The sequence below is a fragment of the Cohnella hongkongensis genome (genome assembly GCF_042654645.1).
Taxonomy (GTDB): domain Bacteria; phylum Bacillota; class Bacilli; order Paenibacillales; family Paenibacillaceae; genus Cohnella; species Cohnella hongkongensis.
Genome location: NZ_JBHSEP010000011.1, coordinates 50,785 through 75,818, shown reverse-complemented (window position 1 = coordinate 75,818; position 25,034 = coordinate 50,785). Strand labels below are relative to the sequence as shown.

The 25,034-nt window shown below is 42.6% G+C and carries 23 protein-coding genes; all 23 read left to right on the top strand.

Features of this window, described 5'->3' with window-relative positions:
- The 23 genes from ACFO3S_RS15735 to metK all read left to right on the top strand — a co-directional run bounded on the left by ACFO3S_RS15735 (window position 1) and on the right by metK (window position 24,959).
- A complete protein-coding gene (locus ACFO3S_RS15735; protein WP_378098010.1) occupies window positions 1-2,223 on the top strand; it encodes an O-antigen ligase family protein in 2,223 nt (740 codons plus the stop codon).
- A 92-nt stretch (window positions 2,224-2,315) separates the two neighbouring features.
- Entirely contained in the window at window positions 2,316-3,605 is a 1,290-nt protein-coding gene (locus tag ACFO3S_RS15730) for a glycosyltransferase (RefSeq protein WP_378098007.1), read from the top strand.
- A 3-nt stretch (window positions 3,606-3,608) separates the two neighbouring features.
- Window positions 3,609-4,685, top strand: a complete 1,077-nt coding sequence (locus ACFO3S_RS15725) for a mannose-1-phosphate guanylyltransferase (RefSeq protein ID WP_378098004.1) — start codon at window positions 3,609-3,611, stop codon at window positions 4,683-4,685.
- A 31-nt stretch (window positions 4,686-4,716) separates the two neighbouring features.
- On the top strand, window positions 4,717-5,691 hold the full coding sequence (gene gmd, locus ACFO3S_RS15720; protein WP_378098001.1) for a GDP-mannose 4,6-dehydratase: 975 nt from the start codon (window positions 4,717-4,719) through the stop codon (window positions 5,689-5,691).
- Window positions 5,692-5,703: 12 nt separating this feature from the next.
- The gene (locus ACFO3S_RS15715; protein WP_378097997.1) at window positions 5,704-6,645 is read left to right on the top strand and encodes a GDP-mannose 4,6-dehydratase; all 942 of its coding nucleotides are present in this window, start codon (window positions 5,704-5,706) and stop codon (window positions 6,643-6,645) included.
- A complete protein-coding gene (locus tag ACFO3S_RS15710; protein ID WP_378097994.1) occupies window positions 6,632-7,567 on the top strand; it encodes a GDP-L-fucose synthase family protein in 936 nt (311 codons plus the stop codon). Before ACFO3S_RS15715 ends, ACFO3S_RS15710 begins: the two co-directional genes overlap by 14 nt.
- A 6-nt stretch (window positions 7,568-7,573) precedes the next feature.
- Window positions 7,574-8,359, top strand: a complete 786-nt coding sequence (locus ACFO3S_RS15705; protein ID WP_378097991.1) for an ABC transporter permease — start codon at window positions 7,574-7,576, stop codon at window positions 8,357-8,359.
- On the top strand, window positions 8,356-9,696 hold the full coding sequence (locus tag ACFO3S_RS15700; protein ID WP_378097988.1) for an ABC transporter ATP-binding protein: 1,341 nt from the start codon (window positions 8,356-8,358) through the stop codon (window positions 9,694-9,696). Before ACFO3S_RS15705 ends, ACFO3S_RS15700 begins: the two co-directional genes overlap by 4 nt.
- The gene (locus ACFO3S_RS15695) at window positions 9,693-10,388 is read left to right on the top strand and encodes a class I SAM-dependent methyltransferase (protein WP_378097986.1); all 696 of its coding nucleotides are present in this window, start codon (window positions 9,693-9,695) and stop codon (window positions 10,386-10,388) included. The genes ACFO3S_RS15700 and ACFO3S_RS15695 overlap by 4 nt, the downstream gene beginning before the upstream one ends.
- Window positions 10,370-11,617, top strand: coding sequence for a BUD32 family EKC/KEOPS complex subunit (locus ACFO3S_RS15690; RefSeq protein ID WP_378097983.1), 1,248 nt, complete (start codon window positions 10,370-10,372; stop codon window positions 11,615-11,617). Before ACFO3S_RS15695 ends, ACFO3S_RS15690 begins: the two co-directional genes overlap by 19 nt.
- Window positions 11,618-11,661: 44 nt before the next feature.
- Window positions 11,662-14,019 (top strand): glycosyltransferase, encoded by a 2,358-nt coding sequence (locus tag ACFO3S_RS15685; RefSeq protein ID WP_378097980.1) that lies wholly within the window; start codon window positions 11,662-11,664, stop codon window positions 14,017-14,019.
- Window positions 14,016-15,158, top strand: coding sequence for a glycosyltransferase family 2 protein (locus ACFO3S_RS15680; RefSeq protein ID WP_378097977.1), 1,143 nt, complete (start codon window positions 14,016-14,018; stop codon window positions 15,156-15,158). The genes ACFO3S_RS15685 and ACFO3S_RS15680 overlap by 4 nt, the downstream gene beginning before the upstream one ends.
- 660 nt (window positions 15,159-15,818) lie before the next feature.
- Entirely contained in the window at window positions 15,819-16,841 is a 1,023-nt protein-coding gene (gene rfbG / locus ACFO3S_RS15675) for a CDP-glucose 4,6-dehydratase (protein WP_378097974.1), read from the top strand.
- 46 nt (window positions 16,842-16,887) lie between these two features.
- The gene (locus ACFO3S_RS15670) at window positions 16,888-17,328 is read left to right on the top strand and encodes a hypothetical protein (protein ID WP_378097971.1); all 441 of its coding nucleotides are present in this window, start codon (window positions 16,888-16,890) and stop codon (window positions 17,326-17,328) included.
- A gap of 244 nt (window positions 17,329-17,572) precedes the next feature.
- A complete protein-coding gene (locus ACFO3S_RS15665; protein ID WP_378097968.1) occupies window positions 17,573-18,481 on the top strand; it encodes a glycosyltransferase family 2 protein in 909 nt (302 codons plus the stop codon).
- A gap of 90 nt (window positions 18,482-18,571) precedes the next feature.
- Complete coding sequence (locus tag ACFO3S_RS15660) at window positions 18,572-19,063, top strand: hypothetical protein (RefSeq protein ID WP_378097966.1); 492 nt, start codon at window positions 18,572-18,574, stop codon at window positions 19,061-19,063.
- 230 nt (window positions 19,064-19,293) lie between these two features.
- Window positions 19,294-19,674, top strand: coding sequence for a reverse transcriptase domain-containing protein (locus tag ACFO3S_RS15655; protein ID WP_378097963.1), 381 nt, complete (start codon window positions 19,294-19,296; stop codon window positions 19,672-19,674).
- Window positions 19,675-20,099: 425 nt separating this feature from the next.
- The gene (locus ACFO3S_RS15650; protein ID WP_378097960.1) at window positions 20,100-20,840 is read left to right on the top strand and encodes a sugar phosphate nucleotidyltransferase; all 741 of its coding nucleotides are present in this window, start codon (window positions 20,100-20,102) and stop codon (window positions 20,838-20,840) included.
- Between the two features lie 17 nt (window positions 20,841-20,857).
- On the top strand, window positions 20,858-21,412 hold the full coding sequence (rfbC, locus tag ACFO3S_RS15645) for a dTDP-4-dehydrorhamnose 3,5-epimerase (protein WP_378097957.1): 555 nt from the start codon (window positions 20,858-20,860) through the stop codon (window positions 21,410-21,412).
- An 11-nt stretch (window positions 21,413-21,423) separates the two neighbouring features.
- Complete coding sequence (gene rfbB / locus ACFO3S_RS15640) at window positions 21,424-22,404, top strand: dTDP-glucose 4,6-dehydratase (RefSeq protein WP_378097954.1); 981 nt, start codon at window positions 21,424-21,426, stop codon at window positions 22,402-22,404.
- Window positions 22,401-23,261, top strand: coding sequence for a dTDP-4-dehydrorhamnose reductase (gene rfbD, locus ACFO3S_RS15635; RefSeq protein ID WP_378097951.1), 861 nt, complete (start codon window positions 22,401-22,403; stop codon window positions 23,259-23,261). Before rfbB ends, rfbD begins: the two co-directional genes overlap by 4 nt.
- A 96-nt stretch (window positions 23,262-23,357) precedes the next feature.
- The gene (locus tag ACFO3S_RS15630) at window positions 23,358-23,624 is read left to right on the top strand and encodes a small, acid-soluble spore protein, alpha/beta type (RefSeq protein WP_378097948.1); all 267 of its coding nucleotides are present in this window, start codon (window positions 23,358-23,360) and stop codon (window positions 23,622-23,624) included.
- Window positions 23,625-23,756: 132 nt separating this feature from the next.
- Window positions 23,757-24,959, top strand: coding sequence for a methionine adenosyltransferase (gene metK / locus ACFO3S_RS15625; protein ID WP_378097945.1), 1,203 nt, complete (start codon window positions 23,757-23,759; stop codon window positions 24,957-24,959).
- The last annotated feature ends 75 nt before the right edge of the window (window positions 24,960-25,034 follow it).

Genomic DNA, 25,034 nt, shown 5'->3' with positions numbered 1-25,034 from the left:
TTGAAGAAGAACAATTCAATTGGTGCAATGGAATGGTTTGCTTGGTTTTGGATAAGTGCATTTTTGATTCTCGCAATTAGCACTAATGGTATTTTCCAAGGAATCAGTTTGCATTCAAGCGCTGCAACCTTAACCTATGAGCGCCCACTATTGTACTGTCTAATAATAACATCAGTATGTGCAGTATGGATTGGAACGTACTTCTTTCATAAGAAAGTTGAACTGGAAAGAAGAATGCTGTATGCGTTGGCTTCAATAGCTTTATGTCTGGTTTATACAGTCAGCTCCTTAAACTCTTATAGTGCAATTCTGTCAAAATATGGATTTTGGGCAAGTCTAATGGTGACCCTGTTTTTTATAGCGGGAACACTGCTTGCCGAGTATGAGCGATTGATTCAAGTGTTGCCTAGGGTCTATCTGATCTTTGGATACATTGTAGTATTTTATGGATTTTTAAATTTGTTTGGCAATACTTATTTGTTAGATTCCTTAGCATATTATGAGGGTGTTAGAATTACATCGATTTTCCAATATGCTAATGCGTATGCGATACTTTTGCTTACGTTGTGGATTGCGATAGTAATCGAAATAAATCACTCCAAGAAAAAGTGGATGCGCCTGTGGCACGGCTTCATGCTGGTACCAGTATGTGTATCGTTCCTGCTGACTCTTTCAAGAGGAGCGATAGTAGTTCTCCCAATTATTGCGATTGTCATGCTGCTCATGTTCAGATTCAAGCATCAGCTAATGGCAATTATTTACTCGATCATTGCGATTGGTTTGTCGCTCGTCATTTACAATAATCTTGAAAGATCGGGAACAAGGGTATATGAGAAAATACAACAAGCAATTACGAGCCAAACCTCATTTGAGACGAAATCCATATTTTCAGCGTCATCTATAGGTTCATGGGGACTCTTAGTTGCAGCCTCGATAGTAATGGCCGTCATAGTATATTTGGTTACAAAACATTTGGAGGGACCAATATCAAAATGGTCTGAGGGATTAAAGACGAGATTTACGGATAAAATGGTTCCAATATCAATCTTGATTTTAGTTATATTAGGAGTATTAATCCTTACGAACCGATCTGTTATACAAATACTGCCGGATGTTATTGCGAATCGGCTATCTAACATAAGCTTGCAAACCCATTCCGTATATGAGCGTTTGACCATGTATAAGGATGCGATATCGATCTGGAAGGAGAGTCCACTCATAGGGAATGGAGGGGGGGCTTGGGAGGCTCTATACGAAGAACATCAATCCTACTCCTACCTTAGCGCGCAAACACACGGTTACCTAGCGCAATTACTTGTGGAAGTCGGCCTGTTAGGAACCATTGTGTATTTAGGATTAATTGGTGCCATTATCTTCTTCTATATCAGAGGATATAGGAGGTCAGATGAAGAGAATCGCAATAAGTATATTTTTTATTTCATTGTTCCCATTACAATCCTTCTTCATTCGCTTATTGATTTCGGGATGAGTTACATGTTCTACTCCTTAATGGTATTCCTCTGTTTAGGAGTACTAGCGGGAACTCAACGTCAAAAAGTTAACTGGGCTTTGAACAAAAGTTGGTACAAGGGAATTCGATGGGGTGTGCCAATTCTCGTCAGTGCAGTAGCTTTGATTATTGTCATTCTATCAGGCAGGCAAATAAGCGGACTCAATAAACACATAGAAGTTCAGAATGATATCGTGAACAATGTTATTTTTAATCGTATTGAATATAAAATCGATCAAAGTCTGTCTATGTCTCCAAAGCATCCAATTATGTTGCTTCAAGCATCAATAATTAATCTTCAGGTATATCAACAAACAGAGGACAAAAAATATTTGGATAGAGCCATCGATTATATCGAGAAACTAAACAAATATGAACCTCGATATCGAGAAGCTGTGGAGTGGAACCATTCAATTGCACAGGCACAAGAGGATCATGATAAGGCTATAGATATTGCATTAGATGCGGTAAATCACTATCCTTTTGACCAACCATTGTATGATCTAGCGGCATCAGATTTACTGAAAAAATGGGAAGCTCTTATAAACTCCGATCCAGCTAATAGCGAACAAGTTGCTATCCAAATCAATGATCTTTATCAGAAGATGAAGCGACATCAGGAGATGAACGATGCTTTACCCGATACCATTAATTTGTTAAGAACGTTTGCTGTAAGTGAAAATGTGAAGGATGCTGTAGATAAAATTCAATAAGTCTCCTAAGAAAGCTATCTTATTGTTATGGTATAATTAAAAGAATTGATTATCCTATCAAACGGGCAGTAATATTGGCGGTGAGGATTGCATTGAAAGCATTATTTTACAAAGCACTATATAAAAGTGCGTTACCTTTTAAGAAGCTTTTAGTTCTAATAATTCCACAAGCCATTCGAAAGAGAATTAAAAAGATCATTATAGATAAAGGATATCAAGATGAACTTAAGAGTGTGTCAACGTTACCTAGTGCAAGTTCGTTTGGGCACTTTAACGGTATTAATCTTATAGGATATTCTCGGGCGGAGATGGGTATAGGAGAGTCTTGTCGTATTGCAGCAAAAAGTTTAGAGACCACTCGTATTGAGTATGCAGTCTTGAATTTTATCGGTACGAATTCTGCTAAAATGTCAGACACCACCTGGGAACATAAAGAGACAAGGGCGCCGGAATATAATGTGAATATTTTTCACTTGAATGCGGAACAGATGTTTGAAGTGTATACGCATTTTGGGGCCGGGCTATTCGAGGGGAGATACAATATAGGCTTTTGGCATTGGGAATTAGAGGATTTTCCGGAAGAATGGTTAGATGGATTTAATTTCGTGAATGAAGTATGGGTACCTTCTTCTTTCGTTTCTAACGCAATTTCCATGAAAAGTCCAGTACCAGTAGTAAGGATTCCTCATGCCATTGAAGTCAAGATTGAACATAAACGTAACCGAGCCTACTACGGACTTCCTGAAGATGCTTTCCTTTTTTTAACCATGTACGATATGAATAGCTTTCAAGAACGAAAAAATCCGATGGGTTCGATTCAGTCATTTAAACAAATGTTTGCTCCGGATGATATGTCGGTAGGGCTAGTAGTTAAGATCAATAATGCATCTGCAAACCGTCAGGATTTCAAAGCTATTGAACAATCTATAAAAGGTTATTCTAATATTTATGTTATTAATAAGACATTAAGTCGCAACGATACCAATGCATTACTTGCGGTTTCGGACAGTTTTATTTCCTTGCATCGAAGTGAAGGCTTCGGTCTAGGATTGGCCGAAGCTATGTATCTAGGCAAACCCGCAATCGGAACAAATTGGTCTTCAACAACAGACTTTATGAATAGCCAAAATTCCTGCCCGGTAAAGTATCAGTTAGTATCCGTTGGCGATGATTACGGGCCTTATCAAGCTTATCAGCGTTGGGCTGAACCCGACATTAGCCATGCTGCGAAGTATATGAAACGGTTAGTAGAGGATTCGGTCTACTACAAGCAAATTGCTGTGGAAGGCGAAAGATACATTAAGAGCGAATTATCACCGTATGCTGTTGGCAAGCTAATTGAGAAGAGAATGCGCTATATTCAACGGCATTTTGGAGGTTAGGTAATGATTACGAGTCTGATTATGGCAGGTGGAAAGGGCGAGAGATTCTGGCCAAAGAGTAGAACGAATCTGCCCAAACAATTTTTGAATATATCAGGTAATAAATCTATGATTCAACAGGCTGTTGAGCGACTGGAAAGACTTATGGATATACAACGTATTTTTGTAGTTACAAATGAGTTATATGCGGAGTTGATCAAAGCTCAGATCCCTCATTTGCCAACCGAAAATATCATAATAGAACCAGCTGGTAGAAATACAGCCCCATGCATTGCTCTTTCAACGCTTTATATTGAGAAGCGCTATCCCAATAGTACGATTATTGTGCTGCCGTCTGATCATATTATTAAAAATGAGAGCGAGTTCATTGAAATACTAAAAACGGCTGTAGAGGTAGCGGAGCAGGGAGAAAATATTGTTACCCTGGGCATAACTCCAAGCTACCCGGAGACGGGATACGGTTATATTGAGAGTTCAAATGAGTTGGAAGTTCTCAATAATCTTGAAGTTCATAAAGTGAACTGTTTTGTAGAAAAGCCGGACATACATACTGCCAAAAGCTACTTGGCTGCAGGGAACTACTTTTGGAACAGCGGTATGTTTATTTGGAAGTCATCCACAATACTTAAAAATTTCGAAAGATATATGCCGGATTTGTATGAAATTATTCTCAATATCAGGATGAATATTTCTGACGGAGCGCCCCGAGAGAATATTGATAGAGAATTTATGCAGATGCCGGATGTATCTATCGACTATGGAATAATGGAGAAGGCCGACAGCATTTACGTCATTCCATGTAAATTGGGTTGGGACGATGTCGGAAGCTGGACCGCACTTGATCGAATTAACGATCGGGATGAACATGGCAACGTTATTAAGGGTAATATCTTAAATATCGACACTAAGAGATGCATTATCGAAAGTAATAACGGCAAGTTGGTTGCGACTTTGGGAATCGAGGATCTGATCGTAGTCGACACTGATGATGTGACCTTGATATGTTCTAAGGAAAAGGCTCAGGAAATGAAGCTGTTATTGAAAGAACTTCGAGTGCAGAAGATGGAACAATACTTATAAGGTGGATCATCCTAGGAGGAAATGCATTATTATGGCTAAAAGAGCGCTAATTACAGGTGTTACAGGGCAAGATGGTTCGTACCTAGCTGAATTGTTGTTGGAGAAAGGTTATAAGGTGTATGGATTGAGAAGAAGAACTAGCACTCCGATCACCACCAATATCGAACATGTCAAAAATGAAATCGAGTTTATTGATGGTGATCTGCTGGATGTTAGTTCTCTGATTAATGCGAATAGAATAGCTAAACCCGATGAAATTTATAACCTTGCCGCTCAATCCTTTGTAGGCTCATCTTGGGAGCAACCGCTGCTGACAGGGCAAGTCACAGGCCTAGGTGTTACAAATATGTTGGAAGCATTCCGCCTTACGAGCCCGGAGGCGAGATTCTATCAGGCAAGTAGCAGTGAAATGTTCGGGAAAGTTGTCGAAGTGCCACAAAAAGAATCGACTCCGTTCTATCCAAGAAGCCCGTATGGCGTAGCTAAGCTCTATGGACACTGGGCTACTGTCAACCATAGAGAGAGTTATGATCTATATGCTTGTTCGGGGATATTATTTAACCACGAGTCTCCTCGTAGAGGGATTGAATTTGTAACAAGAAAAATTACGGATGCAGTTGCTAGAATTAAGCTCGGCGTACAGCAAGAGTTGCGGTTGGGCAACTTGGATGCAAAGAGGGACTGGGGTTACGCTAAGGACTACGTGGAGTGTATGTGGCTAATGCTTCAACAAGAACGAGGAGACGATTATGTCATTGCCACAGGGGAAACATACTCCGTTAGGGAATTCTGCAAAATCGCATTTGAATATGTTGGACTGAACTATGAAGATTATGTTGTGGTTGATCCCAAGTTCTTCAGAGCAGCTGAAGTCGACTTGCTGATAGGCGACCCTCAGAAGTCTATCAGCAAATTAGGGTGGAATCCAAGAAAGACTTCATTCGAGAAGCTTGTTAGAATGATGGTTGATAGCGATATCTCCAGAGTCGAGAAAGAAATACGATAAGGTGTGATCTTATTGAAAGCACTGATTACCGGAGCGAGCGGGTTTGTCGGCACATATATGACTAAAATTCTCATGGATCACGGTACGGAAGTGCTTGGGATTTCTAGATCGATTAGCTATCTCAATGGAGAACTAAGTAATAAGTATAGTTGCGATATATTGGATAAAGACGGGCTAAAAGGTATATTAAAGAAGTATAATCCTGATTATATTGTCCATCTAGCCGGTCCGGCCTTTATTCCTAATTGTTTGAATCAGCCTGAGATAACATATGATACAATTGTAAAAGGAACTTTGAATCTTTTAGAAGTAATGCGTAGTTTAGAATTGAATGCGAGAATGCTTTACGTGAGCTCCGCAGATGTCTACGGAGGAAGGTCTGAAGGGATTCTTACGGAGAAGGAGCAAGTTGTACCAGCGAATCCATATTCGTCGGCAAAGGCTTGTGCTGAATTACTTTGTAGACAATACTATATGTCCTATGGAATGGACATTATTGTGGCGAGACCTTTTAATCATACAGGACCTGGCCAGTCAACCGATTTTGTATGTTCTAGTTTTGCTTATCAAGTTGCACAAATGAGAAAGAGAAATACGCATGAGTTGTTTACAGGAAATATCGATGTCCAACGTGATTTTTTAGATGTTCGAGATGTGGTTAACGCTTATATGCAATTGCTTCAAAAAGGAAAGTCCGGTGAAGTGTACAATGTATGCTCAGGATCAGCGATAATGATAAGAGATATTATAGATATTTTATTTCGACTAGCCAGAATATCGAACTATCAGATTATCCTAGATCAAGAGAAAACCAGACAGAACGAAATACAAATTAGGTTCGGAGATAATAACAAGATTAAGTCGATCTCGAATTGGAGTCAGAGATATTCAATTGAACAGACAATAACTGATCTTTATCAATATTGGAAGGAGAACTTGCATGTTGAAGCATAAACGCATTGTTGTAACGGGTGGGGCTGGATTTTTAGGGCGTCATGTCGTTGACAAATTAAGGCTTCGAGGTTGTTCTCAAATTTTCATTCCGCGAAGCAAGGATTATAACTTGATTACCGAGAATGGGATTGTAAATATGTTCGAGGAAATGAAGCCGGATTATATTATTCACTTAGCAGCAGTCGTTGGTGGTATTGGCGCAAATCGGGAAAATCCTGGGAAGTACTTTTACGAAAATTTAATGATGGGAACTCAACTTATTGAAAAATCTAGACAGTACGGCTTGGAAAAGTTCGTTGCTGTAGGTACTATTTGCGCATACCCGAAATTTACCCCCGTTCCTTTTCAAGAAGACGAGATCTGGGGCGGGTATCCTGAAGAAACCAATGCACCATACGGATTAGCTAAAAAAATGATGTTAGTTCAATCACAAGCTTACCGTGAACAATATGGTTTTAATTCTATTTACTTGCTCCCTGTAAATTTGTACGGCCCTTATGACAATTTCGATTTGGAATCTTCCCATGTTATTCCGGCGCTTATACGGAAATGTGTAGAAGCCGTTGAAGCCGGAAGCAAAGAGATCGTATGTTGGGGAACAGGCTCCGCAACACGTGAATTTATCTATGTAGACGATGCAGCAGAGGCGATCGTATCTGCGGCGGAGAAATATGACGGAAGCGAACCCGTCAATATTGGCTCAGGAATGGAAATCTCAATCAAGGACTTAGTCGAATTAATTGCTAAACTTACGGGTTTCGAAGGAGATATCATATGGGATTCGACTAAACCGGATGGACAACCAAGAAGATGCTTGGATGTTTCAAGAGCAAAGAGAGAATTCGGTTTTGAGGCGCAAACGAAATTCGAAGATGGATTGAAACAAACTATCGAATGGTATAAATCCAGCCAAAGGAAGTAATACGCAATGTTGCGAAGTATTTGGCATCATAAAAACTTAATTTTCAATATGGCTCTAAAGGATTTACGTGATAAGTATGTAGGGACTGCAATGGGATTCATATGGAACATTGTCAGTCCTCTTACTCAAATCATTATTTATTCGCTAGTGTTTTCTCAACTAATGAGGGTCAAAATGGGAGAAGACCTTGGAGATTACGCTTTTTCCATTTACCTTTGCTCGGGCTTACTACCCTGGATTGCCTTTAACGAAATCGTAATAAGGGGCACTCAAACGCTTAACGAGAATGCAACCTATCTAAAAAAACTACCTATTCCGGAAATTGTATTTTTTACAAAAAATGCCCTCTCTTCATTTTTTAGTGCGGTTCTTTCCCTATGTATTTTGTTCATTGTAAACCTTGTTCTCGGTGGAGAAGTAAATGTATCATGGTTAGTGCTTCCATTTTATATTGTGCTTATGCTAACGTTCGGATATGCTTTATCTATTCTATTCGGAATATTAAACGTATTTCTTAGAGATACAGTTCAGATCGTGACGATTCTACTGCAGGTCTGGATGTGGCTCACACCGATCGTATATCTAATTGACATTTTGCCTGGAAATATGCAGAAATTAGTTTATTGGAATCCAATGTATTATTATATTGAGCCTATCCATCAGGTTGTTATGAATGGGCAATATGGGACATTGAATAATTTTGCTACGATGATGGCGTTCTCTTTGTTAACATTAATACTGTCGTATGCCCTATTGAAACGAATCAAGAGTGAAGTTAGGGATGTGCTATGAAAGGAACAAATCAAGTTATTCAAGCGGAGAACCTCGGTAAAACCTATAAGATTTACGCAAAGCCCCTTGATCGCCTGTTGGAATGGGTGAGTTTCGGCGTTTTAAAGAAACATAGCGAGTATCAGGCGTTAGAAGGCATCACTTTTAGTTTGAATAAGGGCGAATGTTTAGGAATCATTGGTTCAAACGGCGCTGGTAAAAGCACGCTTCTTAAAATTATTTCAGGCGTAGTTCCCCCAACTGAGGGGGATTTTGTTATAAAAGGAAAAGTAGTTTCGTTGCTTGAATTAGGGACGGGTTTTAATCCTGAATTAAATGGAATAGAGAATATCAAATTCAGTGCATTAATGCTAGGTTATGATGAAATTTTTTTACAGGAACGACTAGATGCGATAATTTCTTTTGCCGATATTGGCGAGTTTATCTATAGACCGATCAAAACCTATTCATCGGGGATGTTAGTGAGATTAGCCTTCTCATTATTTGCCAATCTTGATCCCGATATCTTTATTGTAGATGAAGCATTGAGTGTAGGAGATATGTTTTTTCAGCAAAAGTGCTTCGCCCGGATTAGGGAAATGATGCAGCAGGGCTCTACACTCATATTCGTATCTCATGATTTCGATGCCGTAAGAAAGTTGTGTGATAAGGTAATCGTATTAGCCAATGGTAAAATCCAATACCAAGGCTCAACGCTTGAAGGGATTCATTATTATACCGCATCCATTCGTAAAGAACTGAATCAAGCAAATGCCGCACAAAGCCTTGTAGCTGTTAAAGAGAGCCAAGCACAGACGGACGACTATTTTGAAAATTTTGTACGCGAAGGCTATTCACGTCCTGCTAGAAGTGACTTTTGTAGCAAAGACGTAGAGATATTGGGCGTTAAACTTCAAGATATGCATGGTAGAGATAAAGTCGTATTCCAATGGGGTGAGGAAGTAGTTGTTCGGACGTTGATAAAGGCTCATAAGCCCCAAGACGTGCTAAGTAACGGCGTTCTCCTATTTGATAGATTAGGCACGTTGGCTTGGGGAAGTGGAAGTATAAATCTGGGTTATAATTTAGGTCCCTGCAAAGCGGGAGACGTTTTCATTTCTGAAATGAAAATACAGTTAAAACTTCAACCTGGTAAGTATGGCATTACCATTGGAGTTTCAAGTCCGGATTTGGAAACTTCTGCACAAAGTGGAATTATTCACGATCGATATGAGCAATTCTGTATGATTGAAATTCTTAAGTTCAATCTTGAGGCAAATGAGCCTGTCCCGTTCTTCGGGGTAGCACCGATCCCATTCGAGTTTTATCGTAAGGTTAATAAGGCGGTGAGTAAATGAGTTATCAGCCTTTGTCCTTCTCCGACGAGTTTTTGATACAGCTATCCAGGAGACCTCTTGATTTAGTTTCGTTATATGAGAATTTGAATTTAACAAATGTCGAGCGCAGTTGCGTTGACAGATTAGCAATGATCCTGCACGACTTGGAACGCGAAAAAATTAATAGTCCAAGTGTATTGGATCTTGGATGCAGCGGTGGATTCTTCAGCATGGGACTTGCGTCCACTGTTGCGTCTTATGTCGTAGGGGTAGATGACGACCGTTATATTACGATTCAAGGCGAAGACAACTTGTCCAGTGTTAATAACACCAAAAAGCGAATAGAACAGCATGGGATTACTAACGCAATTTTTCATGATCAACCCATAGAGAACTTCTTGCTTCAGGGTAACGCTCAAGATCGGTTTGATGTGGTTCTCTGTCTAAACATTCTACATCATTTCTATAAAGGGTATGGCAATTTAACCTTAGAAGGAAAGCTGGAAGAAAACACATACTATCGATTGATTGCACGATTGGGCGAGATTACGAATAAAGTCATGTATTTTGAAACGAATGAAAGCTTTTTTGATAATTACGACAAGGCTTTACTAGAAATATTACATTACGGCCAGTTTTCCACACTGAGTCTATTGGGCGGATCGCCCGCTGCAGACGGGGAGTTGAGAATAGTTTGGAAATTTCAAAAGTAAGTCTTAAATTGCCGGTCCGGATTAAGGGCAGCGATAGATTCAATATCGCTATAGATCAATCAGTATGTGGTTCTGACTGTTTGCATCTTTCACATAAGAGATACCAATATGCATTGCCCCAAGGTGATCAAGGACGTTATGTGTTCGTCACGGACAACAATACAGTCATAAAATCCAAAAAGTATACAGAGACAGGAACATGGAAGGAGTTTGGTTTTCAATATAACATTGAAGCCGACCAGCAGACAATCCTCTATGACAGATTAATTAAACAAGAAATAGATGGATTAGTCGGGGTAAAAAAACAATGCAAGTGTGCTATGGAGACAAACTTTATTCATGGTGAACTTGCTTGGACGTCAACAAATCCGTCACAGATAACGCATGAGTTGTATTATGGGGGCAAACGCGATTGGAAGCCTCAAGAGTTCTGGGTCTTCGTCGAGTCATCCATAGATGCTCTTAAGACCATTCACTCAAATGAGATTGTTCACGGTGATCCGTGCGCTCATAATATTATGATAAACGGCTCGGAAGTGACTTATATCGACTTAGATACGCTGATGCCCGCAACACCTGAGAGAATGGAGCGGGATTACTTAATTTATTTCTTTTTCGGAGTAATTCCAATTGGTAGACAAGTGTTGCCCAAACAAGAATTCAACCAATTGGTATATTCTATCCTGCAAAGTACGGTTGCACGTAAGCTCACTAGTCTATCAGTTTCTAAATTAAGAAATGGATCCTCAACGGATAACCATGGCTTAAGATTTATTGCTTGGCATCAAATCTTTATGACCGATAACGTAGCTTCATTATCCCAAAGGGTATGGGAACAAAATAAGCAAATCGGCGAGCTTAGGATAGCATCGATGGAAATCAATCGTATTATGGGTGCAAGATTAGACATATCCGAAAAAGATCGCAAGTCGCGTCTTGAAGTCATTGAAAAACTTGAGGCTCTTTTGAAAGAGTCTGAAAAGGATCGGGCTGACCGGTTAGGTGGAATTAACCAACTAAATGAACTTCTGCAACAGTCGGAAAAGGATCGGGCTCAGCGATTATTGGACAACCAAAAGTTACATGATTTATTGCAGGCCACGATTCATGAGAGGGACGTTCTCCTACAGGAAATCGAACAACTAAAATCAGAAAATACGAATCATATAAATCTCATTAATGAACTTAAACAACAGCTTATTAAAAAATCTAAGTGGTTCAGGAGATAGCTTTAAAAAACTATAATCGCACATGTCGGAGGATATCAATAGCTATGAAGATCGGTATAAATCTATCAACATTAGAGCCAGGTAAAATCGGGGGAATGGAACAGTATCTGCGAAATCTAATATGGCATGTTGCCAATCTTTATAGTGAATATGAGCTATACCTTTTTCTTAATTCCCGCAATGAGCAAACCTTCCAAGAGGAGTCTAATATTCGTAAAATCGTCGTACCGGATAATCTGCAACAGAGGGATATGTTAGTAATTGAAACAATTGGCAAAAGCAATCTTGATATTTGGTTTTGCCCGTTGTTAAACTTGGAGCCCAAATATGTACCTATTCCTTCGATAGTGACAATTCCAGACTTACAGCATGAATTCTATCCTGAATATTTCTCTCCGGAAGTTTTGGAATGGAGGAAACGTAATTTATCGTTTTCCGTAAGGCAAGCGGACGCAATTCTTACGCTTTCCGATTTTTCAAAAAAAACGATTATCGATACGTTCGACGTACCATACGGAAAGGTACATTCAATTCATTTGGATGCATCGAAGGAATTCGCCGACAAGCTCGATGAGAATCGACTATCGGAAATTAAAAATAAATACAAGTTACCGAAAAGATATGGACTGTATCCTGCAAATACATGGCCGCATAAAAATCACATCAAATTACTAGAGGCTATAAAGATATTAAACGGAAATGATAATAGCAGATATAATATCGTACTAACAGGCAGTGAAATGCAAGCATCGGAGCAGGTTAAATCCTTTATTCAAAATAATGGTTTGAAGGACCAAATTCACTTTACCGGCTATATAGATCAGAAAGATATGCCTTACATTTTTAAAGCTGCCGATTATCTTGTTTTTCCTTCTCTATTCGAAGGCTTCGGAATTCCGCTTGTAGAAGCAATGAAAACGGAGCTTCCAATTATCTGTTCTCGTGAAGGGAGTATTCCGGAAATAGCAGGAGAAAGCGCACTGTATTTCGACCCCCGTAATGCACAAGATATTGCCGACAAGATTATCCAAGTTCAAGACGAATCCATTCGAAATGACCTTGTAAGAAAGGGGAAAATGCAAGCCGTCAAGTTCACTTGGGACAACTGCGCCGAATCCTCGCTAAAGGTTTTCAAAGACGTCCACTTACAAGCAAGGTTGGACCAATCAACTATGGAAAGGCCGCTAGTTACGATTGTTACTCCTTCATTTAACCAAGGTAAGTTTATTAGGGAGACGATTGAAAGCGTCCTGTCGCAAGATTATAAGAATGTTGAATACATCGTCATGGACGGGGGCTCAACGGACGAAACCGTGGATATTCTTAAAAGCTACGGGGATAGAATCCAATGGGTATCGGAAAAGGACGGGGGACAGGCTGACGCAGTTAATAAAGGAATTCGCAAAGCAAAAGGAGAGATTATAGGTTGGTTGAATTCGGACGACACCTATCTCCCGGGTGCAATCAGCCAAGCGGTGCGCTTTTTTCAGCGCCAGAAAGATGTGGGTATGGTATATGGCGAAGGGTACCACACGACAGAAAATGGCGATATAATTGACCGTTATCCAACGGAAAGTTTTAATATGGACCGCCTTGCACAGAACTGCTTTATTTGCCAGCCAACTGCATTTTTCCGTAAGGAAGTCTTAGTTAACGTAGGTATGCTTAATAAGGATCTGCACTTATGTATGGATTACGAGCTATGGATGCGTATCGGTAAGCAATACGAAATCGCATATATTCCATACTTTGTAGCTACATCTCGTATGTACGAGGATAATAAAACACTCTCCAGAAGAAAAGAAGTTTTTACGGAGATTATAAAAACCGTGAGATTCCATTATGGTTATGTACCTGTATCATGGGTGTATGGGTATATGGACTATAAATTAGGATCGAAGAGAAATTTTTATTTCTATATCATGTTTCTTATGTATTTCTTTCACGCAAATCGAAAAAGCCTTTCTTATGGTATTAACGAACTTAAACAAATATTGAAAGCCAAATTAAAAGATCGCTTAGCAAGTAAGCAAGCGAGTATTTCGGGATATTCTGACGGATGGGTATCCAAAGTATTTATCACCACTTTGGAAGCACTTGAAGAAATCCGTTCTGAGGAACGGCAGTTCATACGGATCTCCGGAAAAAATCACTCCCCCTATCGTAAATTTTTGAAGATTAAAGCCTATCTTGATGATGAGTACCTGGGCGTGTACACGGTGAAGGAGAAAGGTGAATTTTCGATTGCAATTCCAGCTAAGTTGAACAATAAGGCTGAATATAAACTCAAATTAATCGCCAACCAAAGTTTTGTGCCGAAAAAACTGGGAATAAATGACGATATAAGAGTGCTTGCTTTCGTCGTCGATCAAATTGCCATTAGCAAGGAGGCAACAGGGTGAGCGAAAACTATCCGTTAGTTACGATAGTAACACCATCGTATAACCAAGGCGAATTTATTGAGGCTACTATTCGAAGCGTTCTTGACCAAAATTATCCCAACCTACAGTATCTCGTTATTGATGGCGGTTCTAAGGATCAAACGATCGACATTTTGAGGAAATACGAAGACCGGCTGAGTTGGATTTCTGAGAAGGATAAAGGTCAATCGGATGCAATAAATAAAGGCTTTAAAATGGCTAAGGGTGAAATTGTAGCTTGGCTAAATTCCGATGATACTTATGAACCCGGGGCTATTCAAGCGGCTGTAGATTACTTCGTCAAGCATCCGGAAGCGGCGCTAGTGTATGGAGAAGGAGATATCATAGATCGGATCGGGAATAAAGTTAAGCGATTTGAGGCAACTCAAGAGTTTGATTTATGGACCCTGATTCACAAGTGGGATTATATTATGCAGCCGGCAACGTTCTTTAAGAGAAAGGCTCTTGAAGGGGTTGGTTACTTGAACGAATCGCTTCATTGGTGTATGGATTGGGAACTGTGGATTAAGTTGGCTTCTAACTATGAGGTTGGTTATATCAATCAAGTGATTGCAAATTCGAGGGAATATGAAGATACGAAGACGAGTACTGGGGGCTGGAAGAGGTTAAAGGAAATTAAGTTATTAATGAGGAAATACGGGAATATGAGGTATCCCCCTGGTTTATATTTATATTTCGCTAGTACACTATACATGGAAATGGGCAAATATTCGTATTTTAAGAAGTTAGCATCCTTAGTGATGCATGTTATTCATAAGATGGTACATAAGAATCTGCCTATGAGATATCCAGATGGATGGATTGGAACTGTTTATTATTTTGCTGTTCCAAAGCACAAAAAAAAGGTGGATTTGATAGTACATCCGGAAGTCGAGTCTTTGTTGCCGGTTAACTTAACAATTTCCGTAAATAACAAAGAAGTTAAGCGAGTTAATGCTGATTCTACTAATCCAATGGAAATACATTTACAAATGGAACAGATTGATAGTCTGAACTTTGTTAAAGTACATCTTAATAAATCATTTAAACCGTCAGCATTAGACCGTTCTAGTGGCGATGATAGAGTCTTGACTGTAAGGATTAAAACTTTATTTAAGTAGAGGGGTAGCATTTTGGAAAGATTAAGATCGAGCACAATGCTTCCATACTTGGTGGGTGTGATTGCATGGTTGTTAATTGTATACCCTGCACTAATTCAAGTCGACTGGTTTTATCTCGACACACCGACATTTACTACTATTGGAAGGGATCTCTTTAAGGATTCGACATGGCTCATTCCAACTGAATCGGGCAGATATATCCCATTCTTTTGGTTCTACTTTGGTGTAACATATGTCTTTTTTGGTCACGAATTGTTCTGGTATTTCTTTATTCAATCGTGCATCACATTAATAACCACATTTTTGATGATATTTATTGTTAAATGGATGAGTAAGAGTAATAGAATAGCAATTATCGCTGTTCTATTATTTTATACTTGTTCAACAGTAGCGGAAAATGTGTATACCATTGCTAAGCAAGAACACTTAGTTCTCTTCTTTATAATGGCATTGATTTACTTTCAATTAAAATACATTCAAACTAGTGTTCGTGCTAAGAAGCTCCTCTATTCAATAGGAGGAGTTCTTAGTACTGTTTTGGCCTGCTGGTCCAAAGAAACAAGTATGGTCATCGCAGTTTACGCAGGATCATATTCCACGTGATGCAGGAGATTTTAGACTGGTTGACAGGAAAATAAGGGTATTATATAAAAGAGTATTTTGCGCATTACTTTCTTCATGGGACAAACAATTCGTAAAGACATTTTAGGTGACTCAAGTTTTTGGGAAAATAAAAAAGTGTTCGTTACCGGCCACACCGGGTTCAAGGGTTCGTGGCTGTCTCTTTGGCTATCTCATAAAGGTGCAAGGGTAACAGGATACTCGTTATCTCCGCCTACCTCCCCTTCATTGTTTAAATTAGCTAAGGTCGAAAGCCAAATAGAAAAATCTATATTAGGGAATATCATCGATTATGATAGGCTTAATTCGGCCTTGCAGGAAGCACAGCCTGAAATAGTAATACATATGGCCGCACAACCTTTGGTACGGGAATCCTATAAATCCCCACTAGAAACCTACCAAGTAAATGTTATGGGAACCGTTAATTTATTTGAGGCAATCCGTAACACAGAGAGTGTAAGGGCAGTCGTGAATGTTACAACTGACAAATGCTATCAAAATAATGAATGGGAATGGGGTTATAGAGAGAACGAGCCTCTAGGCGGCTATGACCCATATTCCAGCAGTAAGGCTTGTTCGGAGCTAGTCACCGCAGCATATCGCAATTCATTCTTTCCCAAAGATTTGTATGCATCCCATGGGGTTGCTATTGCATCGGCAAGAGCAGGGAATGTCATCGGTGGCGGAGATTGGGCTACGGACCGATTAATTCCTGATGTCATTCGCTCTATGCTTAAGCGTGAAAAAGTCACTATTAGAAACCCCCATTCCATTCGTCCTTGGCAGCATGTGCTAGAACCCCTTGGAGGATACATGTTACTGGCGGAATTACTTTATGAACATGGTACTCAGTATGGTGAAGCGTGGAATTTCGGACCAGAAGATCAGGATGTGAAGCCGGTTCAATGGATTGTAGAAAATCTTGCGTATAAATGGGGCCTAAGCTCCGAATTATATGATATTGATCGTAATTCTAAAGGTGACGGTTCATGGATTAACGCAGGTTTCTTTGTATTAAACCCGGGGATATTCAAGTATATCGATAATATTGGATCAGCTTAAAGGGCTTGATGATGATCAACCCTATCTCCGAGGAGCCATAGCGGCTATGGGTTTTAATCAGGTTGGAATTCCGTATGACAGAAATGAAAGGGTGAGAGGGCAATCAAAATTCTCTTTAAACCAATTATTTAAACTAGCGTTTGATGGTATATTAAATCACTCCCTTGTTCCGCTTCGATTTGCAACGTATACTGGTTTAGCGGTAAGTGCTATAACTTTTTTTGCATTACTAGTTTACTTGATAGGAAAGTTCTTAGGGGCAGATTGGCCAGCGGGATTTGCAACAACAACTATTCTCATTTTGCTTTCATTAAGTTTAAATGCATTATTTCTAGGAGTTATCGGTGAATATTTAGGGCGGATATATAAGCAAGTGAAGAAAAAACCTCTAACGATTGTGGAGAAACAAATTAATCTACCTAATCAGACTACGATATCTAGAAATAGAGTGAAGACTCCGGAGCAAATTGAGCCATCGTTCCGGTAAGTGAGAGCCACCACTCCGGTGTTTTTGAGCCACCCTTCCGGTGACGAGAGCCACCCGTGTAAACCTCCTGCTAGAATGACTTTATGCGTTGTCGAAAGACTAGCGCAAATCATTCGTGAGGAGGTCATACAATGACCCAATATCGTGAAATCCATAAACTTTTGCTATACTAGTACTATAGATCGACAGATTGCTGTGAGGATAGATTGTAATGGAGTGCTCTTAATGTGAAAGGGAAATAATGGTGAAAATATCAGTTGTAATACCTACTTTAAATGCAGCATCTTATATACGTGAGCTCATTGATCGTCTTAAGCATCAGAGTATGGATTGTCATGAAATCATAATCGTTGATTCCATGTCCAACGACCAGACGGTTGAAATTGCACAGCGATTGGGTGTAACTGTACTATCTGTTCCTCGAGATGCTTTTGACCATGGGGGGACGCGGAATTATGCTGCATCTCATGCTGAAGGTGACGTTCTTGTATTTATCACTCAAGATGCTCTGCCTGAGAAATTGAGTTTTTTAGAAGAATTAACGACACCTTTAGCACATGGACATGTGGTAGCGGTTTATGGAAGACAGATCGCAAGGCCCGGGGCTTCTCCAATAGAGCGTATGACAAGGGAGTTTAACTATCACACGACACCAATGATAAAATCACTGGCAGATGTGGGGGAGTATGGAATCAAAACTTTCTTTTTTACAAATGTTTGCTCGGCAATTCGTAAAGATATCTTTCAAGAAATGGGCGGATTTCAAGAACCGATTATCTCTAATGAGGATATGATTTTTACTGCAAAAGCGCTGCTGAAAGGTTATTCTGTAGCTTATGCTCCAAAAGCGACTGTTCTCCATTCCCATCATTATTCATTGAGAATGGAGTTCAGAAGGAACTTTGACCTGGGCGTCTCCTTCCGAATGAACGATTGGATTTTCGAATATGCAACACCCGAGGGAGAAGGCTTTAAGTTAATAAAAGCCCAGATCCGATACTTGTGCAAACACGGGCTGTGGATATGGTTACCGAGATGGTTTGCGGAGTCAGTAGCGAAATATCTAGGTTACCGTCTGGGATTATCTTTTCGCAAAATTCCACGAAAAATCGTTCGAAAGTTCAGTATGCATCGATTATTTTGGCGTGTATGATGGAAATTGAGGAATATCTAACGTATTTAGTCGCAAATTCACGTAATTATCTGTCTCGAAACTGTCGAATTATACAGAAGGATGATGAATATGCGTTCGAAATTGTTTCAGCTTCTATCGATTGCAGTTTTAGTTGCAGTAATTGTTGGGGCTATTGGACTCTTTCAATCTGCTTATGCGGATACTAGTTCTACTCCGGGCACTGTTGACGACCCAATAGTAACGAAAGGTTATGTGGATTCTGTCGTTGCCAAGCTTGTCCAACAAGAACTGGATAAGATTGAGACCTCCGGTGGAGGTGGTCCTTCCAAACTGGAAGTCGTGACGGTCCCTTGGGGAGTCAAGCTTGTGGTTGAAGACGGTGGTGAGATAATCGTTCGGACCGGTAAAGCGTTGGCATATAGTTTAGATGCAAATGGATTATCAGATCTAACAGATGGTCTAGACATTAAACCTGGGAAACCGGTCGCTAACAATCATCTTATTCTCAACCCCAGAGGGGATCGAGGCGTCGAACCAGATCCCAAACAAACTAAAGGCTTGACGGTTCTAGTTCGTGGGCCTTACAAGTTGATTCAATAATATGAAAAACATAGTGAAAAGCCATGAAGCCGCCAAACGATTCAGTTGGCGGCTTATTGTACGCTTGGCAGCGCGCCGACTAAGGAGTGAAAGACTCCAGCATGCCGCGAGGTGGCGGAAGTGCATAGCTGACAGGCAGTGCGTAGTCCAACAGGATGCGTGCGGAGGGCCTGCAGGCAAACCACGGAACAGGTGGCTGAAACCATGTTGGCTGACGAGATCGGCACTACGTGCTGGATCTATGGTTTGAGAAAGCGATCAAACCACGGCTCAGGGGCGAGGCCTACCTCATTCGGTATATCGATGATTTCATCGTCTGTTTCCAGTACCGAAGTGACGCTATCCGCTTCCAGGAAGCGCTCCGGAATCGACTCCACAAGTTTAAGCTGGAGCTTGAACCGAGCAAAACCAGATTAATCGAGTTTGGGCGATTTGCAAGCAGACACAGCAAGGCCAAGGGAACAGGAAAACCGGATACGCTGTACTTTCTAGGCTTCACGCATTACTGTACACGAAACCGACAAGGGAACTTCATGGTGGGCAGAAAGACGGAGAAGAAGCGAGCGAAGCATTGGGAACGTGCAGGAAACGATGAGAAGAATGCAGCATGAAGCGGTAGAGACACAGGCGATAAAGATAAACCAGATGCTACAAGGCCATTATGCTTACTATGGAATGGCGGGCAACATGAGGTGTCTGAACAAGGTTTATGCCGCCGCTGTCACCTACTGGCGTAAAGTGCTGAGCAGGCGAAGTCAGAAAAGCTATGTAACTTGGGAAGAATACCGCCACATTCGCACATTATTTCCCCTTAAGCGACCGAAACTCTTCATCCCCTACAATCGATTGAAGACTTACGCTATGCTGTGAATCCATTTCTGAAGAGCCCGGTGCGGGAAATCCGCACGCCGGGTTCTGTGGGGGTTCGGGCCACCAGTTGGGTGGCCTTTCTACCCGGAGTCAGGGGCTAGCCGCCCCTATCTACTCGATTTTCGTGTATAATTAAACCCGAGATGTACGAAAGGGAGTGTTATGTTTGAAAGGCGTTATTCTAGCTGGTGGGACAGGTTCCCGATTGTTGCCTCTTACAAAAGTAACCAACAAACATTTGCTTCCAGTTGGTAGATATCCCATGATTTTCCACTCAATTGCGAAACTCAAAGAAGCGGACATCCTGGATATTTTAATTGTAACAGGCAAAGAGCATATGGGGGATGTCGTAAATCTCTTAGGCAGCGGCCGAGAGATGGGGGTTACTTTTACATACAAAGTTCAAGATGAACCGGGAGGAATTGCCCAAGCTCTTGGATTAGCCGAGCAATTCGTGGGCACTGATTCCATGGTTGTCATACTAGGGGACAATGTATTCTCAGATAGTATTGCCCAGCATGTTTCGAGCTTCCGGAAACAAGGTTCGGGAGCCAGGATTTTGTTGAAAGAGGTCCCCGACCCTACAAGATATGGAGTCCCAGATCTCCAAGGAAAAAAAATTACATCCATCGATGAAAAACCAAGTCAGCCGAAGAGTCACTATGCGGTTACTGGCATATATATGTTTGATGCCAGTGTTTTTGACATCATCAAGAAGTTAAAGCCCTCCAAACGCGGGGAGCTAGAAATTACGGATGTCAATAATGAGTATGTGAGAAAAGAGCTTTTAATGTATGACGAGCTACAAGGATGGTGGACCGATGCGGGAACTCATTCTTCGTTAAAGGTAGCTAATGAGCTCGCTAAAGACGTTGATTTCGGAGAGGAATTTGGAAAGCTCAAATAATTCTTGCAGGTGATCTCATGAAATTGCTTGAGGGACAAATTCTAAAAGAGATTAAGGTACTGGAACCCGTTGTTTTTGAAGACATTCGGGGGTTTTTCATGGAGAGTTATAATAAAAAAACTTATGAAAATTTGGGTATCAGAATCGCGTTCGTTCAAGATAACCATTCATTATCCGCGGAAGCAGGAGTGATTAGAGGGCTGCATTACCAGCTTCATCCCCAGGCTCAAAGCAAGTTGGTTCGTGTAACAGCCGGGGCCATCTACGATGTCGTGGTGGATATCCGCACAGGTTCTCCTACTTTCGGCCAGTGGGAAGGCTTTGAATTGTCGGCGGAGAACAAGATGCAATTATTCGTCCCGGCAGGCTTCGCTCATGGCTTCTGTACGTTGGTTCCTAATACCGAGGTGCAGTACAAGGTAGATCGCTTGTATTCCAAGGAGCATGATAGAGGAATTCTCTGGAATGATCCTGAGATTGGTATCGTATGGCCGACGAGTAATCCCATTCTTTCGGAGAAAGATGCCGGGCATCCGGTTCTGGCGCTCGCGGAGCGTAATTTTAAGGTTTAAGGGTGGTCAACATGAGATTGTTTGTTACGGGCGGTGCCGGGTTTATTGGCAGTAATTTCGTTCGCTATATGCGCAGTCAGCATGAGGATTATCATTTAGTCAACATCGACCTTCTCACTTATGCAGGAAATCCGGATAACTTGCTGGGAATGGAGAATTGGCCGAACTACCGATTCATGCAAGCCGATATCTCCGATGCCAGAGTCATGGAGACGATCGTAGGTGAAGGATTCGACGCGATCATCAACTTCGCCGCGGAATCGCATGTGGATCGAAGCATTGCCGATCCGGGTTTATTTGTGAGAACGAACGTGACGGGAACGCAAGTGCTGCTGGATCTGGCGAGAAAATATAATGTTCCAAGGTTCGTGCAAATTTCGACGGATGAAGTCTACGGCACGCTTGGTGACGTCGGATTATTTTCGGAAGAGACGCCTCTTGCCCCCAACAGTCCCTACTCGGCGAGCAAGGCTGGAGCGGATCTGCTCGTTCGCGCCTATCACGAAACGTACGGGATGGATGTCAATGTTACTCGCTGCTCCAACAATTACGGTCCGTATCAATTCCCGGAAAAGTTAATCCCGCTTATGGTGAACAAAGCGCTGCTGGATCAGCCTCTCCCCGTATACGGGGACGGGCTGAACGTAAGGGACTGGTTATACGTGGAGGATCATTGCCGGGCAATCGATTTGGTTCTGCATAACGGAAAAAAGGGCGAAGTGTACAATATCGGCGGCAATAACGAACGGACGAATCTTCAGGTTGTAAGAACAATCTTGAAAGAATTGGGGAAGCCTGACTCGCTGATCCGATTTGTCGAAGATCGGCTGGGACACGACAGGAGATACGCGATTGATGCCTCCAAAATTCGCCGCGAGCTCGGTTGGCAGCCTCAATATGATTACGAATCTGGCATCGCGAAAACGATCGAATGGTATTTGCAGCACGGAGAGTGGCTGGAAAGGATCGCTTCCGGAGCTTATCGCCAATGAGCGGGCGAAAACCGATTCTGTTGGTCACCGGCGCGGGCGGTCAATTCGGGCAAGAGCTCGTACGTATGAACATTGGCGATATCGATATCATTGGGAAAAAACATGCTGAGTTGGAGATTAGGGACTTCGAAAGCTGCGTGAAGGCATGCCTGTCCCTAAAACCGGAAATCATCGTTCACGCGGCAGCGTATACGGCCGTCGACAAGGCTGAATCCGAACCGGAGGCGGCCTGGGCGATAAATGTTGAGGGAACGCATAATATGGCCAAGGCGGCAGAAGCTGTTGGAGCTAAGTTCTGCTATATCAGTACGGATTATGTATTCGATGGAAAAGGGAATGTCCCTTATCCGGAAAATCATCCAACCTTCCCGCAGTCCGTCTATGGGGCGACGAAGCTGGGAGGCGAGCGGCAAGCAAGCGAGATTTGCTCGAAATGTTTTATTGTGCGAACGTCCTGGGTATATGGAAAGTACGGCTCTAATTTCGTGCACACGATGCTGCGGCTTGCGGCAAGCAAGAAAGAGCTGACCGTCGTGGATGACCAGATCGGATCGCCCACCTACACTTACGATTTAGCCAGGTTTATTGTCGACTTGGTCCGATCCGAAAAATATGGTGTATATCACGCTTCGAATAGCGGCAGCTGCTCGTGGTATGAGTTTGCCAAAGCCATTTTCGAAGAAGCGGGAGAAGATTCGATCGTCGTTCATCCCTGCTCCACGGAGCAGTTCCCACGGGCGGCGCCGCGCCCGGCATTTTCCGTACTCGGCCATAGGGCGCTAACCGAAGCGGGATTTTCCCCGCTTAGGCCATGGCGCGACGCCTTGCGCGATTACTTGTCGAGCCGTTCCTGCTGACTCCTATACTTTTCCCGTCCATCCAGAATGTAATACGCCTCGAAGAGCGGCAAGCGAGCCATAATAAGCTCATCACTTTCTAAGGAGGAATGGACGATGGCCAGAAGGAGCAACAGACTTATCGTACCGGAGTGCAAGAACGCGATTAATCAAATGAAGTACGAAATCGCGTCCGAGCTCGGCGTGTCGATTGGACAACATGCGGAAGGCTTCGATACGGAGTTTGCCGGAGAGTTGGGGAGTATAGGGGCGGCCGGATTCGGGCAAGCTTATCTCGGCAACTTATCCTCGAGGGAAGCGGGATCTCTTGGCGGCGGAATTACGAAGCGCCTGGTTCAGCAAGCGCAGCAAACGCTCGTATAAGATAAGGCTGAAGCAGACATGGTGTCCATTGACACCCCTCGACAAATCCGGTATCATTATTTATCGAAGGTTTATCTTAACAGCCTTTTCCAATTGGGAAAGGTTGATTTTTATATGTGGAGGTTGGAGACTTTGTCGATTAAAGGCCGGCATCTCTTCACATCCGAATCGGTCACAGAGGGCCATCCGGATAAAATTTGCGATCAGATTTCCGACGCGGTATTGGACGCGTTTCTGGAGGCCGATCCGCATGCTCGGGTAGCTTGCGAAGTATCCGTAGCGACAGGACTTGTGCTTGTTATCGGCGAGATCAGCAGTAAAGCCGATTATATCGATATTTCCGCCATTGCGCGCCGCACGATTAAGGATATCGGGTATACCCGCGCGAAGTACGGCTTCGATTCCAGCACTTGCGCGGTTCTGACTTCACTGAACGAACAGTCTGCGGACATTGCGCAGGGGGTTAACGCCGCGCTCGAATCCCGGGACGGCAAAGACGTTCAACAAGAAAACGAAGACATCGGCGCCGGAGACCAGGGACTGATGTTCGGATTCGCTACGAACGAGACGCCGGAGCTGATGCCTCTGCCGATCGCTCTAGCGCATAGGCTGTCCCGCCGTCTGTCGGAGGTTCGCAAGAATGGCACCCTCGGATACTTGCGGCCGGACGGCAAGACGCAGGTGACGGTGCAATACGATGACGGCAAGCCGGTTCGCGTCGACACGATCGTCGTCTCCACGCAGCACTCTGAAGAAATAACGCTCGAGCAGATCCAGAAGGACATTCGCGAGCATGTCATCTACCCGGAGGTCCCGGCCGAGTGGCTGGATGCCGATACGAAGTTTTTCATCAACCCAACTGGCCGATTCGTCATTGGCGGGCCTCAAGGTGACGCCGGATTAACCGGCCGGAAAATTATCGTCGACACTTACGGCGGCTACGCCCGTCATGGGGGGGGGGCGTTCTCCGGCAAGGATCCGACGAAGGTGGACCGTTCAGCAGCTTACGCGGCCCGCTATGTGGCCAAGAACATCGTGGCCGCCGGCTTGGCCGACAAATGCGAGATCCAGCTCGCTTACGCCATTGGCGTAGCCAGCCCGGTATCGATTAATGTCGACACCTACGGCACGGGCAAAGTGGCGGAGGATAAGCTGGTCGAGCTGATCAAGACCAACTTCGATCTTCGTCCTGCAGGCATTATTAAGATGCTGGACCTCCGTCGTCCCATCTACCGTCAGACGGCCGCGTACGGTCACTTCGGCCGCACGGACATCGATCTTCCTTGGGAGCGCCTGGATCGCGTCGAGGCGTTGAAGCAAGGAGCGCTGGCTTAATCTTCATGATTTGAAACTCAAGCGCGCCGCAGCCGATTGAAGCTGCGGCGCGCTTTTTTCTGTCGAAAACTAACT

Bases quoted from the DNA above. Each gene is read 5' to 3' on its own strand.
- rfbC (WP_378097957.1), top strand. From the start codon at position 20,858: ATGAAATTGCTTGAGGGACAAATTCTAAAAGAGATTAAGGTACTGGAA.
- ACFO3S_RS15630 (WP_378097948.1), top strand. From the start codon at position 23,358: ATGGCCAGAAGGAGCAACAGACTTATCGTACCGGAGTGCAAGAACGCG.
- ACFO3S_RS15700 (WP_378097988.1), top strand. From the start codon at position 8,356: ATGAAAGGAACAAATCAAGTTATTCAAGCGGAGAACCTCGGTAAAACC.
- ACFO3S_RS15670 (WP_378097971.1), top strand. From the start codon at position 16,888: ATGGGTTTTAATCAGGTTGGAATTCCGTATGACAGAAATGAAAGGGTG.
- gmd (WP_378098001.1), top strand. From the start codon at position 4,717: ATGGCTAAAAGAGCGCTAATTACAGGTGTTACAGGGCAAGATGGTTCG.
- ACFO3S_RS15660 (WP_378097966.1), top strand. From the start codon at position 18,572: ATGCGTTCGAAATTGTTTCAGCTTCTATCGATTGCAGTTTTAGTTGCA.
- ACFO3S_RS15695 (WP_378097986.1), top strand. From the start codon at position 9,693: ATGAGTTATCAGCCTTTGTCCTTCTCCGACGAGTTTTTGATACAGCTA.
- ACFO3S_RS15705 (WP_378097991.1), top strand. From the start codon at position 7,574: ATGTTGCGAAGTATTTGGCATCATAAAAACTTAATTTTCAATATGGCT.
- ACFO3S_RS15710 (WP_378097994.1), top strand. From the start codon at position 6,632: ATGTTGAAGCATAAACGCATTGTTGTAACGGGTGGGGCTGGATTTTTA.
- ACFO3S_RS15725 (WP_378098004.1), top strand. From the start codon at position 3,609: ATGATTACGAGTCTGATTATGGCAGGTGGAAAGGGCGAGAGATTCTGG.
- rfbB (WP_378097954.1), top strand. From the start codon at position 21,424: ATGAGATTGTTTGTTACGGGCGGTGCCGGGTTTATTGGCAGTAATTTC.
- rfbD (WP_378097951.1), top strand. From the start codon at position 22,401: ATGAGCGGGCGAAAACCGATTCTGTTGGTCACCGGCGCGGGCGGTCAA.
- ACFO3S_RS15685 (WP_378097980.1), top strand. From the start codon at position 11,662: ATGAAGATCGGTATAAATCTATCAACATTAGAGCCAGGTAAAATCGGG.